Origin of the sequence: Streptomyces sp. NPDC059564, from assembly GCF_042735575.1 — a bacterium.
Classification (GTDB): domain Bacteria; phylum Actinomycetota; class Actinomycetes; order Streptomycetales; family Streptomycetaceae; genus Streptomyces.
This window is the reverse complement of record NZ_JBHWBP010000165.1, coordinates 1-15,619: the sequence shown is the minus strand read 5'-3', so window position 1 is coordinate 15,619 and position 15,619 is coordinate 1. Positions and strand designations below refer to the sequence as shown.

Below are 15,619 nucleotides of genomic sequence, written 5' to 3'. Positions count from 1 at the left end.
AGAGGGGCACCGGGGCCTTCGTGAAGTGAGTACGGTCTGCTCATGCACAGCATCACGGTGGATCAGCAGCGGGGGCACGTACTCCTCATAGCGGGGGACGCCGCCGTCCGCCGCCGCGCCGTCCAGGTCGCGCCGAGCGCCAATCTGGCCGCGCTGGGGGTGGTGCCGGTGCCGATGCTGCTGAACAGCGGGATCCCCAGCGACACCACGTACCTCGACGGGGCCCGCGATCCGAACACCGTGCTGATGCGGCTGCGCACGGCGGCCGCCACGCCGGGCCCGCTGCTGGTCTACCTCTCGGGCCGGCTGACGGTCGACCGGCGGGGCCGGCGGCTGCACCTGTGCCTGGCGGGGACGACGACGGCCTCCGTCCGCTACACCGGTCTGCCCTGGGAGTGGCTGGGCGCCGAGCTGCGCGACCGCCCGGCCGGACTGACCACCGTGCTGCTCGACCTCGCCGCGGACAAGACCGCCTGGCCGCTGCTCCAGGAGTACGGCAGCCTGCCCGCCTCCCCTTCCGCCGAGGTGTACGGGGTGGTCGTGCCGCCCGGCTTCGCGGGCGGCGGCAACGGGGTGAGCGGCTACACCCGGCACTGGATCGAGCAGCTGCGCAGCAGCCCCTCCGGCCGGCCCGACAACCTGCGGCTGCACGCCCTCGCGGTGGGCGCCGCCGCGCTCCCCCCGGGCACCCTCGTCCTGCCCACGGCCCGCGAACTCGACGCCCGCCCGGCCGCCGCGCACGGCCCGGCGCCGCAGGCCGCGTACGGGGCAGCCCGGGAGCCGGGCCGGGGCACCGCGCCCGGGCACGAGCCCTCGTACGGAGCCGCGCACGGTCCGGCGCCGGAGGCCACGTACGAGCCCGCCCGCCGGAGGCCCGCCGGCCCGGAGGGGGTGGCGGGCGACGGGCGGGATCCGCGGCCGCACATCCACGGTCTGGCCACCTCCGGGCGGCACGCGGAGGCGGCCGCGCTCGCGCAGGCGTGGGAGCAGCACGTCCTCCAGGTGTACGGCCCGGCCTCCCCGGAGGCGACGCACTGGGCGGAGATCCGCGCCGACCTGGCGCGCATGGCGGGCGACTTCCGGCTGGCGACCCGGCTGTGGACCGGCGTCGGGCGCAGCCGCCTGGCCCGCCAGTCCCCGGACGCCCCCGAGGTCAAGGGCGCGGCCGCGGGCGCCCTGTACTGCTGGACCCAGCTCAAGGACCGGGCGGCGGCCGCCGAGGCGGGCCCGGAGCTCATCCGGCTGCTGCGGGCCCTGCCGTCGCTCGACCCCCGCCACCTGGAACTGGCCCGGCAGCGCCTCGAACTCCTCCAGGGCGCGCCGGTCGGGCACTGACGGGACGCCTGCGCCTACGCCTAGGCCGCGACCGGGTCCGGGCTCGGGGTGAGGCGGCCGTCCGACATGGTCGCGACGCGGTCCATCCGCTCCAGGTGGGCACGGTCGTGCGTGACCAGCACCGTGGCGGTGGACCGCTCCCGGGTGAGGGTGACCAGCAGGTCGAGTATCGCCGCGCCCCGCTCGTGGTCCAGGGCGCTGGTCGGCTCGTCGACCAGCAGCACGGCGGGCTCGTTCATCAGCGCCCGGGCGATGTTGACGCGCTGGCGCTGCCCGCCGGACAGCTGGTGCGGCCGCTTGTCGGCCTTGTCGGCCAGACCCACCGCGTCCAGCAGCTCCACCGCGCGGCGGCGCAGCTGCCGGGAGGGCCGGCCGGAGAGGTGGGCCATGACCTGGAGCTGCTCGACGGCGGTGAGCGAGGCCAGCAGGTTCGGCTGCTGGAAGACGATGCCGATCTCCTCGCGGCGCAGGGCCGACTTCTCGGCGGCCCCCAGCCGGGTGGTGTCCCGGCCGGCCAGGACGACCCGTCCGGAGTCCGGGGTGACCAGCGTGGCCGCGACGGCCAGCAGGCTGGACTTCCCGGAGCCGGACGGCCCCACGATCGCGGTCAGGGTGCCGGCGGGCACCTCCAGCGACACGGCGTCGAGGGCGGTGAGGCGGCCGTCGCCGTCGGGGTAGGTGAGCGTGACGTCGTGGACGAGGAGGGTCATCGGGCGCTCCCGAGGGCGGTCAGCGGGTCGACGGCGGTGATCCGCCGGATGGACAGGGCCGCGCCCAGCACGCCGAGCGCGATCATGATCGCGGCGGGCACCAGAACGGTGGCGGCGTCGAGGACGAACGGCACGTCGCCACCGCTGATCAGCGCGCCGAAGCCGACGGCCAGCGCGGTGCCGGCCCCGGTGCCGAGGGCCAGCATCACCACCGCCTGGCCGAGGGCGTCCTTCAGGAGGTACGGGGTGGAGGCGCCGAGCGCCTTCAGGACGGCGATGTCCCCGCTGCGCTGGATCGTCCACACCGTGAAGAAGGCCCCTATGACCAGCGCGGAGATGGCGAAGAGGAACCCGCGCATCAGCTGGAGGGAGCCGTTCTCGGCCTGGTACGAGCCGATGGCGCCCAGCGCCTCGTCGACCGTCTGCGTCTTCGTCGCGGCGGCCCGGTCACCGCCGGCCCAGTCCACGCCGTCGGACCCGTCGAGGGCGAGGACGGTGGCGGCGGTGTCGATGGAGGTGCCGGGGTTGCCGACGCGCTGCCAGTCGTTCAGGTCCATCCAGACGACCGGGGTGTGGCTGTAGGCGGCGCTGCCGGAGACGGCCGCGACGGTCAGCTCCAGCGGGCCGATCTTCAGCTTGCCGCCCGCGCGCAGGCCGCCGAGCTCCTTGGCGGCCTTCTCGGTGAGGACGACCCGGCCCTGGGTGAGCCGGGCCCCGGCGGGCGCGAGCCGGCCGGCCGGCTCGACCCCGAAGACGGAGACGGCGGCGGTGCGCTCACCGGAGACGGCGTTGGTGGTGCGGATGCCGAGCGGCTCCGCGCCCGTCACCCCGGGGCGGGCGCGCCAGGTCAGCCAGGCGTTCTCGGTCAGCTGGGAGTTGGTGAAGGAGACCTTCTGGTCCCCGGTGGGCGCGGCGAAGGCCAGCCGCGAGGCGGGCAGGCCGGTGATGGCCGAGACGTTCTCCCGGGCCAGGCCGGAGGTGAGGCCGGACAGCAGGCCGACCAGCAGCGTGATCAGCAGGACGACGGAGCCCATGAGGGCGAAGCGGCCTTTGGCGAACCGTAGATCTCTCCATGCGACGAACATGTTCCCCACCTTGGTCTTCCCCACGGGCACAAGGCATCGCGCCACAGGAGGGATCCTCGTATCGAAGGTGTGGTCCCGACATCAAACTTTTGGTTGACCGGGGTCCCCGGCCGCCGACTTACGCTGGTCGGGCCATGTCTGCCGCCGCTCCCCGCTCCCGCGCCGCTTCCCGCGCCCCCTCCCGGGGCTCCCGGGCCGCCTCCCGGGCCGCCTCCCGCCCGCCGACCCCCGTCTCGCGCGTCCTGCGGCTGTGCCTGCACGCGCTGCTCTTCGGGCTGCTCGCGCTGGCCGCCGGGCGGGCCGTCACCGACTCCGCGCCGCGCGCCGGGTGGGTGGTCGCCGTCTGCGGGCTGCTGGCCGCCGTGTACGTGGCCGGGGTGCTGACCCCCGCCGTGGGGCGCTCGGCGCGCGCCGCGGCGGTGTGGCTGGCCGCCGTGGGGGCGGTGTGGGCCGGACTGCTGGTGCTGTCGCCCGAAGGGCTGTGGATCGCCTTCCCGCTGTACTTCCTGGAGCTGCACCTGCTGCGGCCGCGCTGGGGCATCGCCGCCGTCGCGGTGACCGCGTGCGCGGCGATCGGGGGCTTCCTCGGGCACAGCGGTTCGGTGACGCCGGGGGCCTTCCTCGGGCCGCTGCTGGGCGGGGCGGTGGCCGTCGCCACGGTGCTGGGCTACCAGGCGCTGTACCGGGAGAGCGAACGCCGCCGCGAGCTGATCGAGGAGCTCATCGCCACCCGGGCCGAGCTGGCCGCGGCCGAGCGGGGCGCCGGGATCCTCGCCGAACGCGAGCGGCTGGCCCGGGAGATCCACGACACCCTGGCCCAGGGCCTGTCCTCGATCCAGCTGCTGCTGCGGGCCGCCGAGCGGACGCTCCCGCCGGACGCGCCCGCCGCCGAACACATCGCCCGGGCCCGCGAGGCCGCTCAGGAGAACCTCGCCGAGGCACGTCGCTTCGTACGGGCCCTCACGCCCCCCGACCTGGAGCACGGCTCGCTGGCCGGGGCGCTGGAACGGCTGTGTTCGGGGGCTCCGGGCCCGCGCGTGCGCTTCTCCGTGAGCGGCACGCCCCGGGTGCTGCCCACCCCGTACGAGGTGGCGCTGCTGCGGATCGCGCAGTCGGCGCTGGCCAACGTGGTGCGGCACGCGCGGGCCGGGCGCGCCGAGATCACCCTGACCTTCATGGACGCCTCGGTCACCCTGGACGTCGTCGACGACGGCCGGGGCTTCGATCCGTCAGATCCCTCCTCCGCCCCCTCGGGCGAGGGCGGTTTCGGCCTGCCCGCGATGCGCGCGCGGGCCGAGTCGCTGGGCGGGCTGTTCACCGTGGAGTCCGACCCCGGCCAGGGCACCGCCGTGGCCGTCACCCTGCCGTTGCCCGTGGAGGCACCGTGACCATCCGTCTCTTGCTCGCCGACGACCACCCGGTGGTGCGGGCCGGGCTGCGCGCCGTCCTGGACACGGAACCGGACTTCGCGGTGGTCGCGGAGGCCGCCACGGCGGAGCGGGCGGTGGAGCTGGCCGCCTCCGAGCCGGTGGACGTGGTGCTGATGGACCTCCAGTTCGGGGCCGGGATGCACGGCTCGGCGGCGACGGCGGCGATCACCGCACGCCCGGGCGGCCCCCGGGTCCTCGTCCTGACCACCTACGACACGGACGCGGACATCCTGGCCGCCGTGGAGGCGGGCGCCTCGGGCTACCTGCTGAAGGACGCCCCGCCGGAGGAGCTGGCGGCGGCGGTCCGCACGGCCGCCGCCGGCCAGTCGGCGCTGGCCCCGGCGGTGGCGCTGCGGCTGATGGACCGCATGCGCACCCCGGCGGAGGCGCTGACCAAGCGGGAGCTGGAGGTGCTGCAGCTGGTCGCGGACGGGTTGTCGAACCAGCAGATCTCGAAGCAGCTCTTCCTCAGCCAGGCCACGGTCAAGTCCCACCTGGTCCACATCTACGCCAAGCTCGGCGTGGACTCCCGCACCTCCGCCGTCGCCGCGGCCGCCACCCGCCGCCTGATCCGCACCCCGTAGTTCCGGCGCGTCACGCCACCCAGTACGGGCGCTCCACGCCCGGGGTCAGGGGGACGCCCTCGTGGAAGGCCTGCGCGAGGAGGCGTACGCCTTCGTCCAGGCGGTCCGGGGGCAGCGTGTACGGGATGCGCAGGCGGTGTTCGAAGGTGCCGGGGTCCACGCCGAAGCGGGCGCCGCGGCCGATGTGCACCCCCGCCGCGCCGGCCCGCTCCGCGAGGGCGGAGCTGACGGGCTCGCCGAGGTCCACCCAGAGCGAGAGGCCGCCCGGCGGGAGCCGCCAGGACCACTCGGGGGTGTGCCGCTGGAGGGACCGGGCCAGGGCCGCGCGCTGGATCCGCAGCTGGGCGAGGCGGGCCGGCAGGGTCCGGTCCAGGTCCGCCATCAGGGGCAGCGAGACCACCTGGTCGAGGACGGAGCCGGTCATGTCGGCCGAGACCCGTACGGCCGCCAGCTCGGTGATCAGCTTCGCGGAGGCCCGGACCCAGCCCACCCGCAGGCCGCCCCAGTGGGTCTTGCTGAGCGAGCCGATGGTGATCACGTGGTCCGCGCCGGTGCGGGCGGCGAGGGAGGCCAGGGGCGGGGGCGCGGGCACGTCGAGGGCGATGTCGGCGATGGTCTCGTCGACCACCAGCCAGGTCCCGGTGGTCCGGGTCGCGGCGAGCAGCCGCAGCCGCTGCTCCTCGGGCATCAGCGCGCCCGTCGGGTTGTGGAAGTCGGGGATCACGTACGCCAGCCTCGGCACGGTCTGGCGCAGGGTGGACTCGGCGATCTCCATGTCCCAGCCCGTGTCGGAGACGGCGATGGACGCGGTGCGCAGCCGGGCGTGGCGCAGGGCGTCGAGGGCGTTGGCGTAGGTCGGGTTCTCGGTGACCACCCGGTCCCCGGGGCCGCACAGCAGGCTGACGACCAGGGCGAAGGCCTGCTGGGCCCCGGCCGTGACCAGGATCTGCTCGGGGCGGGTGGGCAGGCCGCGCCGGGTGAAGCGGTCGGCGACGGCACCGCGCAGGTCGGGCAGGCCGAAGGGGTGGTAGCCGGGGTTCCGGGCGAGGGCGGGCAGCCGGGGCGCGGCCCGGGCGAGCGCGTCGGCGATGCTGCCCTCGGGGGCGCCCATGGCGGCGATGGCGAGGTCGATGCCGTCTTCGCCGTCGGCCTTGAAGCCGCCCGCGCCGACGAGGGAGTGGGCGCCGACCGGGCGGTGGCCGTCGGGGAGCTCGGTCCAGGTGCCGGAGCCGCGGCGGCTGCGGACGTAGCCGCTCTCGCGGAGCAGGTCGTACGCGGCGGTGACGGTGGCGCGGCTCGCGCCGACGGCCTCGGCGAGTTCGCGTTCGGCGGGCAGCCGGACGTGCAGGGCGATCCGGCCGTCGAGGATCAGGGTGCGGACGGCGTCGGCGAGGGAGCGGTAGCCGGGGCGGGCCAGCACCTCGGCGGGGAGCACGGCCGTGAGCTGGCGGCTGCCGATCGTCCTGTCCGCCGTCTGGACCACTCGCCCGTATGCCATGCCAACCTCCCCCGATTGGCTCTGCCTGCCAGGCCAATCCAGGTCCAGACTCGCCGTATTGGCCCCCGATTGGCAAGGAGACAGCCATCATGCCGTACGACGCACTCACCGACCGTGACGAACGGGAGCTGCTGCTCCGTGCCGAGAACCGGATCTCCCGGCCGCTGCCGGTCAGGGCCGCGCTGGCCGCCGTGGGAGCTTTCCTGGCGTGGCGCCCGCGCGGCGCGGGCAAGGGGCGAGAATCGCTGTCATGTCAGCCGAATCAGAGCACGACCCCGACCGGACCCCTGCCCCATTGACCGCCGCGGAGGGCCGGGCGCAGGGCCGGGCGGAGGGCCGGGCGGAGGGCCGGGCGGAGGGCCGGGCGGAGGGCCGGGCGGAGGCCCCGGTGATCGCCGGTCTGCTCCTCGCCGCGGGCGGCGGCCGCCGGCTCGGGGGGCGCCCGAAGGCGCTGCTTTCCTACCGGGGCCGCCCGCTCGTGGAGAACGCCGTGCGCGTGCTGCGGGAGGCCGGCTGCACTCCGGTGCACGTGGTGCTGGGTGCCTCGGCCGCCGAGGTCCGCGAGCGCGCCGACCTGACGGGGTGCGTGGTCGTCGACAACCCGGACTGGGCCGAGGGCATGGGCTCCTCGCTCCGGGTCGGCCTGGCCTCCCTGGCCGGTACGGGGGCCGGCGCGGCCCTGGTCTCGCTGGTGGACCAGCCGGGCATCGGGGCGGCGGCGGTGGCCCGCGTACGGGAGGCCTACCGCTCCCCGGCGAGCCTGGTGGCGGCGTCGTACGACGGGGAGCGCGGGCATCCGGTGCTGTTCGGGGCGGACCGCTGGGCGGACATCGCGGCGACGGCGACCGGGGACCGGGGCGCGCGGGTCCATCTGAGGAACCACGCGGACGAGGTCATGCTGGTGGAGTGCGGGGACATCGCGGCCGATTTCGACATCGACACCCCGCCCGACCTGGCACGTCTGGCCTGAGACCGCTCGAGTCACACTTGAGCGGGGCGTGACCGCCGTGGCACTGAGGGCCACGGGGAAGCGGAATCTGTCGACTCGGAGAATCTCGACATCAACAAACCATTGAACTTCCACCATGAGGAAATTACTATCCACTGGTCAGAAGCGCCCTGAACCAAAGACGGCGCCCGCGACCGTTACCCGGAACTCTCCACACCCGACGGCACTGCGTGCCGTCTCGCGCGAGCATTCCCCGCGGCCGCCAGGCACCGCCGCTGAAGGAGTGACAGATATGTCCGCACCAGCGCCGTCCCCGCTGGCCATCGTCGACGCCGAGCCCCTGCCCCGGCAGGACGAAGTCCTCACCGAAGCGGCCCTCGCCTTCGTGGCCGAGCTCCACCGGCGGTTCGCCCCCCGCCGCGCCGAGCTCCTCGCCCGACGCGGTGAGCGGCGCGCCGAGATCGCCCGCACCTCCACGCTCGACTTCCTCCCGGACACCGCACAGGTCCGCGAGGGCGACTGGAAGGTCGCGCCGGCCCCGGCCGCGCTGAACGACCGCCGTGTGGAGATCACCGGTCCGACGGACCGCAAGATGACCATCAACGCCCTGAACTCGGGCGCCAAGGTCTGGCTCGCCGACTTCGAGGACGCCTCGGCTCCCACCTGGGAGAACGTCGTCCTCGGCCAGCTCAACCTGATCGACGCCTACGAGCGCCGCATCGACTTCACCGACCCGCGCACGGGCAAGGCGTACGCCCTGAAGCCCGCCGACCAGCTCGCGACCGTCGTCATGCGCCCGCGCGGCTGGCACCTGGAGGAGCGCCACCTGCGCTTCGAGGGCGGCCCGGCCTCCGGCTCCCTCGTGGACTTCGGCCTCTACTTCTTCCACAACGCGCAGCGCCTGATCGACCTCGGCAAGGGCCCGTACTTCTACCTGCCGAAGACGGAGTCGCACCTGGAGGCCCGCCTCTGGAACGAGATCTTCGTCTTCGCCCAGGACTACGTCGGCATCCCGCAGGGCACCGTCCGCGCGACCGTCCTCATCGAGACCATCACCGCGGCCTACGAGATGGAAGAGATCCTCTTCGAGCTCAAGGACCACGCGGCGGGCCTCAACGCGGGCCGCTGGGACTACCTGTTCTCGATCGTGAAGAACTTCCGCGACGGCGGCGAGAAGTTCGTCCTGCCGGACCGCAACGCGGTCACGATGACGGCCCCCTTCATGCGCGCCTACACCGAACTGCTCGTCCGCACCTGCCACAAGCGCGGCGCGCACGCCATCGGCGGCATGGCGGCCTTCATCCCGTCCCGCAAGGACGCCGAGGTCAACAAGGTCGCGTTCGAGAAGGTCAAGGCCGACAAGGACCGCGAGGCGAACGACGGCTTCGACGGCTCCTGGGTCGCCCACCCCGACCTCGTCCCGATCGCGATGGCCTCCTTCGACGCGGTGCTCGGCGACAAGCCGAACCAGAAGGACCGCCTGCGCGAGGACGTCTCCGTCGCGCCCGGCGAGCTGATCGCGATCGACTCGCTGGACGCGAAGCCGACGTACGAGGGCCTGCGCAACGCCGTCCAGGTCGGCACCCGCTACATCGAGGCGTGGCTGCGCGGCCTCGGCGCCGTCGCCATCTTCGGCCTCATGGAGGACGCGGCCACCGCCGAGATCTCGCGCTCGCAGATCTGGCAGTGGATCAACGCCGGAGTCGTGTTCGAGAACGGCCAGCGGGCCACGGCCGAACTGACCCGGACCATCGCCGCGGAGGAACTCGCCGCGATCCGCGCCGAGATCGGCGAGGAGGCCTTCGCGGCCGGCAAGTGGCAGCAGGCCCACGACCTCCTCCTCCAGGTCTCCCTGGACGCCGACTACGCGGACTTCCTCACCCTCCCCGCGTACGACCAGCTGCTCGGCTGACACCCGTCTTCGACTGAAACGCACAGCAGTCGAATAACAGGTTCCGCCCCCGTCGCCCCTGAGGCGACGGGGGCGGAGGCGTTTCGGGGCCCGATCCAGGCCCGACCGAATGGTCGGGCGTTACGTCATCGTAACCTTTCTGTACCTAGCGGTAACAAGCGGGGGCGTGTCACCTTTCCGATGCCACCGGCGCCGGCGGTACCCCCACTTTCCAAGCCACGCACCCGAGTTGCCGCCCAGCGTTGTCGGCCGCTCCGGCGTGGCCGACCGCAGGAGTTCCGCAGTGATCGGATTCCGCAAGGCCGGCAAGGACAGGACCGCCCGCAGCCGTGTGCGACGACTGGCGGGCGCCGCGATGGTGCTGCCGCTCGCCGCCGGCACGCTGCTCGCCGCGGGCGCCGGGACGTCGGCGGCCAGCCCGGGGACCGGGCCCACCGCCGTGGTGTCCATGGGCGACAGCTACATCTCCGGCGAGGCCGGACGCTGGAAGGGCAACAGCCTGACCAACAGCGGGAACAGGAACGGCACCGACCGGGCGTGGGTCAGCGGCAGTTCCTACGATCCCGCCAAGGTGTACGGCACGACGGCGGCGTCGGGGTGCGACCGTTCGGACTCGGCCGAGGTGCTGAGCGCGGGCTCCATCGCCGAGACGGCCGTCAACCTCGCCTGTTCCGGGGCCACTTCCCAGAACGTCTTCCGCGCCTCCAACGGCGGCGTGGCCTTCAAGGGCGAGGCCCCGCAGGCCGACCAGCTCGCGGCGGTGGCCGCGGCCAAGAACGTGAAGGTCATCGCCCTGTCCATCGGCGGCAACGACCTCGGCTTCGCCGACATCATCAAGGACTGCGCGCTCGACTTCGTCCTCTGGGGCTCGTACTGCTACGACGACCAGCAGTCGGTCGTCGACAGCAGGATCGAGGGGGTCGTCGCGGACATCGGCAAGTCCGTCGACGAGATCCGGGCGGTCATGCGCGGGGCCGGCTACGCCGACTCCTCGTACCGCATCGTGCTCCAGTCGTACCCCTCGCCGATCCCCCGGGGCGCCGAGAACCGGTACACGCAGAGCGACTGGAGCCGCCTCAACACCGGCGGCTGTCCCTTCTGGAACCGTGACTCGGACTGGGCCCGGGACTCGCTCGTGCCGCAGCTCGCGAACCGCATCAAGGGGGTCGCGACGGCCAAGGGCGTCCAGTTCCTGGACCTGCGGGACATGCTCCAGGGCCGCGAGGTCTGCGCGAAGGCCAGCAAGCTGGTGAGCTCCACCGTCCCGGCCTCGGCGAAGACGAGCGAGTGGGCGCGCTGGATCGACAACAACGAGACGCAGGGCCCCATCCAGGAGTCGATGCACCCGAACTACTACGGCCAGCTGGCCGTCGGACGCTGCCTGGCCCTGGCCGTGGCCCAGCCCGCGAACTCCGGGGCGAGCTGCAAGAACACCGCCGGCGGCGACCACACCGGCATGTACCTGACGCCGACCCCGTAAACCGGACGGAAAGCGCGGGACGGGCTGCCACGGCGGCAGACCGTCCCGCACTCCGGCCGAGGCCGCGTCAGGCCGCGCGGTACGGGTCCTCGGGGAGGGTGGCCAGGGCCGTCGTGAAGGCCTCGCGGCAGCGCAGCCAGTCCGGGTCCGGGGACGGGGAGTGCAGGGCGAGGAGTTTGGGGAAGAGGTCCGCCGAGAAGGCGCGGGCCGCCTCGGCCGGGAGCAGCGACGGCAGGTTGTCGATGGCGATCACGTCCAGCGGCCGGGCTCCGCCGCGCAGGCGCCGGGCGGGGGCCGTCCAGTCGGTGAGCCGGTCGTAGACGGGGAGCAGGTGCAGCTCCGAGCCGGTGTCACAGGTGATGTCGGCGATCACCGAGAGGCGGCGGGTCCCGGCGGAGGCGGCCAGGTCGGCCGGGGTGAGGAACGGCGGCACCGGGCGGGTGGTGAGCACCGCGTTGACCAGGATGTCGTGGTCGAGCAGCGCGGCCCGGTCCAGGTGGCGGGTCGCGGTGCGGTCCCAGCGGGTGACGCCGATCCCGGCGGTGGTCAGGGCGTCGCAGGCGCCGCGTCCGCTGCGGCCGCCCGCGCCGATCACCAGGGCCCGTAACGGCCGGACCCCGCGCGCGCGGCGCAGCCGTCCGTCCAGTTCCGCCCGGGGCAGCGGGACGAGCGGTGCCGTGAGCCGGCCGCGCGCGTGCAGGGCGGCCAGGGCGGCGCCCGCGTACCCCGCCCAGTAGCCGAAGGCGGCCAGCCGTCGGCCCTGCGCGTCGGCGAGGTACTCAAGGTCGAGCAGGGTCCCGCCGCCCGCGGCGAAGCGCCGCAGCAGCTCGGGGGCCTGCGCCTGGCCCTTGTAGGCGTGCCCGAAGTACACGTGCCGGTGGTGCAAACGCTCGGGCGTCGGCGGGAGTTCCTTCAGGCCCAGGACGTACGCCGACCCGGGCGCGGCTCCCGCCCAGGACCCGGCGGGGGCGGTGGCGCAGCCGGCGGCCGCGTAGGCGTCGAGCGGGAAGACCCGGTGGCCGGACTCCTCCACGGTGATCCGTACGCCCTGGCTCACGAGCCGCGCGGCATCGTCGGGGGTGAGCGGCGCACGGCGTTCGGTGGGGCGGGTCTCGTTGCGCATCCAGAGCTGGGGGAGCTGCGACATGGCTGTACCACCTGTCCGTTCAGAGGGGTGGGTTCGCTCATGCGATGTCTTTCCGCGCCGTATACGGTGTACGCCGGATCGGCGCGGCAACTCCGGGCCCTGGCGCCTCCAGGGCCCCGCCCGTCGTCCCCCGGCTCAGGGCTCCGGCTCAGAGTTCCGGCAGCAGCAGCCGCAGCGGGGTTCCGGCGCCCTCCGCGTGGGCCGTCCGGAAGGCCTCCGGGTCCATCCGGACGCGCAGGATCCGCTCCGCGCGCGGGGTGGTGGCCGCGGCCGGGCGGGTGCGGGAGACCGCCCCGAGCAGCCGCGCGGAGTCCTCGTAGCGGCCCATGTCGGCCTCCAGTTCGGCCAGCAGCTCCACCGAGAAGGCCTGCCCGAGCCGGTCCCCCAGGGCCAGCTGGATCTCCAGCACGCCCAGCAGCTCGGTCCGGGCCAGGGCGGGGCGGCCCTCGCGGCGCTGGACCGTGGCGTGGGCGTACCCGGTCCAGGAGCGGGCCCACAGGTCCACGGGGCCGTCCGGCGGGCCCTCCTCGACCGGTACGGACGCGGGGTCGGTGTGCGCGAGCGCCACCGTCAGCGCCGCCCGCAGCGCTTCGAGCCCCGGGCCGAACTCCGGCTCTCCGGGGAGCAGTTCGAGCGCGTCACGGAACTCGGCCGCCGCCTCCCAGGGCCGGTCCCGCCACAGGGCGACGACGCCCCGGGTGTGCGCGAGGTAGGCCAGGCAGGCGTCCTCGCCCTCCTGTACGGCCGCGCACCACCCCTCCACCAGCAGCGGATCGGCGGCTTCCGCCTCCCCGGAGCACACCACCAGCCAGGCCGCCAGCCACAGCGCCCGGGCCGGCCGGGGCGCCGGGTGCAGGGCGAGGGCCCGCTCCAGGTGGCGCCGCCCCTCGGCGGCCAGGCCGCACGGCGACCAGAGGAACCACAGCGTCACGGCGATCTCCAGCGCCGCCCCCGGGCCGGCCGCCGCCAGCGGGTTCATCGCCAGGCGCAGCTCCGGCAGTTCGCGTACGGCCAGGGTGCGGGCCTCCCGCTGCGCCCCGGACCGCCACAGCGCCGCGGCCCGCCGCGCGGTCTCCCGGCACCGCTCGTGGTGGCGGCGGGCCGCGGTCGCCCCGTCGCCTCCGGGGGCGTGGGCGAGCCGGCGGGCCGCGTACGCGCGTACGGACAGCGGCAGCCGGTAGCGGCCCGGCTGCCCGGGCTCGGCCAGCAGCGCCGGGGAGAGCCCGCGCAGTGCCTCGGCGGTGGCCCTCGGGCTCAGCGCGCCGAAGCCGCAGACCTCGACGACGGCGGCCCGGTCGAAGGGGCCCGCGAAGACGGAGAGCCGCTCCCACAGCAGCCGTTCCGCGGGCGAGCACAGCCGGTGCGAGCGCAGGGCGTCGGCCCCGCCGGCCCGGCCCGCGCCGCCCGCGAGGAAGCCCAGCGGGTCGGCGGTCAGCCGGCGCAGCGCCTCGGCGGGGGCGTAGCGGTGGGCGCGCGCGGCGGCCAGCTCCAGCGCCCCCGGGATCCCGTCGAGGGCCCGGCACAGGGCCGCGACGGCCCCGGCGTTGCGGTCGGTGAGCTCGAAGAAGGGGTCGGCCCCGCGCGCCCGCTCCTCGTAGAGGCGTACGGCCGCGTACCCGGCGACCTCGGACACCGGATGCCGCCGGGCGGGATCGGGCGGCGCGGCGGGCACGGACAGCGGCGGTACGGGGACCCGTGCCTCCCCCTCGGCCCCGAGCCGGCGCTGCGACGTGGCCAGAATCCGTACCCGGGGCGACCGCGCCAGCACCCGGGCCACGAACGGGCCCGCGCGCTCGCCGAGCGACTCGCAGCCGTCGAGCACCAGCAGGGCCTCGCGGCCTTCGAGATGCAGGCCCAACTCCTCCTCCAGCGCCCGGCCCGCGTGCCCCGGCAGCGCGGCCAGGTCGGCCCAGACCACGTCCGCTCCCCCGGCGCGGGCCAGGACCCGGACGGTGCGCACGGCCAGCCGGGTCTTGCCGATGCCGGCCGGTCCGGTGAGGGTGACCAGGCGTTCCGTGGCGAGCAGGGCGGCGGTACGGGTCAGCTCCCGCTCCCGGCCGATGAAGCTGGACAGTTCGGCCGGCACCGCCTGGCGCACGCTCGTGCCGGGGTCCCCCACACGTCCTCCCGCTGCTCTTGCGAAGGTGCGCACAACTGCCCGATTCAACAGTTGAGCACATAAAGAGAGATCATCATTCAAAGTCCGGATGCCCGGACAGTGACCGGGAGAACCACCAGGGGAAGGTATGAACTCGGCCATTTCCTCCATCGACGACACCGACCGGGCGCTGGTCCACGCACTGCAGCTCGCGCCCCGGGCCAGCTGGGAACGGCTGGGTTCGGTGCTCGGCACCCGCCCGGACACCCTCGCGCGCCGCTGGGAGCGGATGACCTCCGCCGGGGAGGCCTGGATCTCGGGCCTGGGGCTGCGGACGGGAACGCGCGCGCCGTGCATGGCCTGGGTGGAGGTGCTGTGCGAGGCGGGCAGCTCCCCGGCGGTCGGCTCGGCGCTGGTGCGGGACGCGCACACGATGGGCCTGGAGCACACCACGGGCGGCCGCGACCTGCTGGTCTTCGTCGCCGTACCGGACCTGCACACGCTCTACCGCTACCTGTACTTCCGGGTGCAGCGGATCCCCGGCGTGACCGGAACCCGCTCCTCGATGGTGACGGCGGTGCACACCGCCCCCGACCGCTGGCGGCTGGACCAGCTGACCCCGGCCCAGACCGACCTGCTGACCGGGCGCACCCGTCGTGCGGCGGCCCCCGTCATCCCGGCGGTGGGCTCGGCGGCGGCCATGCCGGAGGAGGACCGGCCGCTGGTGCTGGCGCTGGCCGCGGACGCGCGCCGCAGCGTGGCCTCGCTGGCCCGGGAGTCGGGGATGAGCGAGTCGACCGTACGGCGCCGGCTGGGGCGGCTGGAGGCGGGCCAGAGCCTGCGCTACAGCTGCGCGATGGCCTCGGGGCTGTCCGGCTGGCCGGTGGCGGCGACGCTGTGGGCGGAGGTGCCGGAGTACGAGGTCGCCGGCTGCGCGGCGGTGGCCTCGGGGCTGCGCGAGACGCGGACGTGCATGTCCGTCAGCGGCCCCTGGAACTTCATGATCAGCGCCCGGCTGCGCTCCATCGAGGGGCTGTCCCGCTACACGGCCGACCTGTCGCGGCGGCTGCCGGGGCTGCGCATCACCGACACGGCGGTGGCGCTGCACGTGCGCAAGTCGGAGGCGCAGGAGCTGGACCAGCTGGGGCGGCGGCTGCGGACCGTCCGCCCGGACATCTGGCAGGACCCGGCCCCGGACGCCTGACGGACGGGCCGGGGACGGCGCCGGGGACGTCACCGGACGCCGGCCGACAGACCGGGCCCGCGTGACCCGGGCGCCGCCTGACCCGGGCGCCGAGTGACCCGGGCGCCGCCGCGCCGGGACGGGCCCGCGCGGGTCCCCGTAGCGGCGGCGGAACGTGCGGCGGCGCGGACGTCACACCCGCAGTGGG

At 74.9% G+C, this 15,619-nt stretch carries 13 protein-coding genes; 8 read left to right on the top strand and 5 right to left on the bottom strand.

The genetic code is table 11. From position 1 onward, the window contains the following. Positions 1-42 precede the first annotated feature (42 nt). Positions 43-1,335 carry a hypothetical protein gene (locus ACFV0Q_RS24865; RefSeq protein WP_385008568.1) on the top strand — a complete coding sequence of 431 codons (1,293 nt, stop codon included), beginning with the start codon at positions 43-45 and terminating at the stop codon, positions 1,333-1,335. 20 nt (positions 1,336-1,355) lie between these two features. Here ACFV0Q_RS24865 and ACFV0Q_RS24860 read toward each other — a convergent pair whose 3' ends face one another. Both ACFV0Q_RS24860 and ACFV0Q_RS24855 read right to left on the bottom strand, forming a co-directional pair. After that, positions 1,356-2,045 (bottom strand): ABC transporter ATP-binding protein, encoded by a 690-nt coding sequence (locus tag ACFV0Q_RS24860; RefSeq protein WP_385008567.1) that lies wholly within the window; start codon positions 2,043-2,045, stop codon positions 1,356-1,358. Beyond that, complete coding sequence (locus ACFV0Q_RS24855; protein WP_385008566.1) at positions 2,042-3,130, bottom strand: ABC transporter permease; 1,089 nt, start codon at positions 3,128-3,130, stop codon at positions 2,042-2,044. Before ACFV0Q_RS24855 ends, ACFV0Q_RS24860 begins: the two co-directional genes overlap by 4 nt. A gap of 134 nt (positions 3,131-3,264) precedes the next feature. Between ACFV0Q_RS24855 and ACFV0Q_RS24850 the strand changes: the two genes are divergently transcribed. Together ACFV0Q_RS24850 and ACFV0Q_RS24845 are read left to right on the top strand one after the other, a co-directional pair. After that, positions 3,265-4,518, top strand: a complete 1,254-nt coding sequence (locus tag ACFV0Q_RS24850) for a sensor histidine kinase (RefSeq protein ID WP_385008565.1) — start codon at positions 3,265-3,267, stop codon at positions 4,516-4,518. Beyond that, positions 4,515-5,144 carry a response regulator transcription factor gene (locus ACFV0Q_RS24845; RefSeq protein ID WP_266573092.1) on the top strand — a complete coding sequence of 210 codons (630 nt, stop codon included), beginning with the start codon at positions 4,515-4,517 and terminating at the stop codon, positions 5,142-5,144. The genes ACFV0Q_RS24850 and ACFV0Q_RS24845 overlap by 4 nt, the downstream gene beginning before the upstream one ends. A gap of 10 nt (positions 5,145-5,154) precedes the next feature. Here ACFV0Q_RS24845 and ACFV0Q_RS24840 read toward each other — a convergent pair whose 3' ends face one another. Then, positions 5,155-6,642, bottom strand: a complete 1,488-nt coding sequence (locus ACFV0Q_RS24840) for a PLP-dependent aminotransferase family protein (protein WP_385008564.1) — start codon at positions 6,640-6,642, stop codon at positions 5,155-5,157. 89 nt (positions 6,643-6,731) lie between these two features. Between ACFV0Q_RS24840 and ACFV0Q_RS24835 the strand changes: the two genes are divergently transcribed. The 4 genes from ACFV0Q_RS24835 (at position 6,732) to ACFV0Q_RS24820 (ending at position 10,983) form a co-directional block, all read left to right on the top strand. Continuing rightward, entirely contained in the window at positions 6,732-6,941 is a 210-nt protein-coding gene (locus tag ACFV0Q_RS24835; protein WP_385008563.1) for a hypothetical protein, read from the top strand. 89 nt (positions 6,942-7,030) lie between these two features. Continuing rightward, positions 7,031-7,612, top strand: a complete 582-nt coding sequence (locus ACFV0Q_RS24830; RefSeq protein WP_385008569.1) for an NTP transferase domain-containing protein — start codon at positions 7,031-7,033, stop codon at positions 7,610-7,612. Between the two features lie 271 nt (positions 7,613-7,883). Next, positions 7,884-9,503 (top strand): malate synthase A, encoded by a 1,620-nt coding sequence (gene aceB, locus ACFV0Q_RS24825; protein WP_385008562.1) that lies wholly within the window; start codon positions 7,884-7,886, stop codon positions 9,501-9,503. A gap of 283 nt (positions 9,504-9,786) precedes the next feature. Beyond that, positions 9,787-10,983, top strand: coding sequence for a GDSL-type esterase/lipase family protein (locus ACFV0Q_RS24820; protein ID WP_385008561.1), 1,197 nt, complete (start codon positions 9,787-9,789; stop codon positions 10,981-10,983). A 67-nt stretch (positions 10,984-11,050) separates the two neighbouring features. Here the strand turns inward: ACFV0Q_RS24820 and ACFV0Q_RS24815 are convergent, their stop codons facing one another. Both ACFV0Q_RS24815 and ACFV0Q_RS24810 read right to left on the bottom strand, forming a co-directional pair. Then, the gene (locus tag ACFV0Q_RS24815) at positions 11,051-12,130 is read right to left on the bottom strand and encodes a saccharopine dehydrogenase (RefSeq protein ID WP_385008560.1); all 1,080 of its coding nucleotides are present in this window, start codon (positions 12,128-12,130) and stop codon (positions 11,051-11,053) included. Between the two features lie 148 nt (positions 12,131-12,278). Beyond that, positions 12,279-14,249, bottom strand: a complete 1,971-nt coding sequence (locus tag ACFV0Q_RS24810) for an ATP-binding protein (protein ID WP_385008559.1) — start codon at positions 14,247-14,249, stop codon at positions 12,279-12,281. A 127-nt stretch (positions 14,250-14,376) separates the two neighbouring features. Between ACFV0Q_RS24810 and ACFV0Q_RS24805 the strand changes: the two genes are divergently transcribed. Beyond that, the gene (locus tag ACFV0Q_RS24805; protein WP_385008558.1) at positions 14,377-15,432 is read left to right on the top strand and encodes an Lrp/AsnC family transcriptional regulator; all 1,056 of its coding nucleotides are present in this window, start codon (positions 14,377-14,379) and stop codon (positions 15,430-15,432) included. The last annotated feature ends 187 nt before the right edge of the window (positions 15,433-15,619 follow it).

Bases quoted from the DNA above. Each gene is read 5' to 3' on its own strand.
- ACFV0Q_RS24840 (WP_385008564.1), bottom strand. From the start codon at position 6,642: ATGGCATACGGGCGAGTGGTCCAGACGGCGGACAGGACGATCGGCAGC.
- ACFV0Q_RS24855 (WP_385008566.1), bottom strand. From the start codon at position 3,130: ATGTTCGTCGCATGGAGAGATCTACGGTTCGCCAAAGGCCGCTTCGCC.
- ACFV0Q_RS24850 (WP_385008565.1), top strand. From the start codon at position 3,265: ATGTCTGCCGCCGCTCCCCGCTCCCGCGCCGCTTCCCGCGCCCCCTCC.
- ACFV0Q_RS24865 (WP_385008568.1), top strand. From the start codon at position 43: ATGCACAGCATCACGGTGGATCAGCAGCGGGGGCACGTACTCCTCATA.
- aceB (WP_385008562.1), top strand. From the start codon at position 7,884: ATGTCCGCACCAGCGCCGTCCCCGCTGGCCATCGTCGACGCCGAGCCC.
- ACFV0Q_RS24805 (WP_385008558.1), top strand. From the start codon at position 14,377: ATGAACTCGGCCATTTCCTCCATCGACGACACCGACCGGGCGCTGGTC.
- ACFV0Q_RS24815 (WP_385008560.1), bottom strand. From the start codon at position 12,130: ATGTCGCAGCTCCCCCAGCTCTGGATGCGCAACGAGACCCGCCCCACC.
- ACFV0Q_RS24860 (WP_385008567.1), bottom strand. From the start codon at position 2,045: ATGACCCTCCTCGTCCACGACGTCACGCTCACCTACCCCGACGGCGAC.
- ACFV0Q_RS24835 (WP_385008563.1), top strand. From the start codon at position 6,732: ATGCCGTACGACGCACTCACCGACCGTGACGAACGGGAGCTGCTGCTC.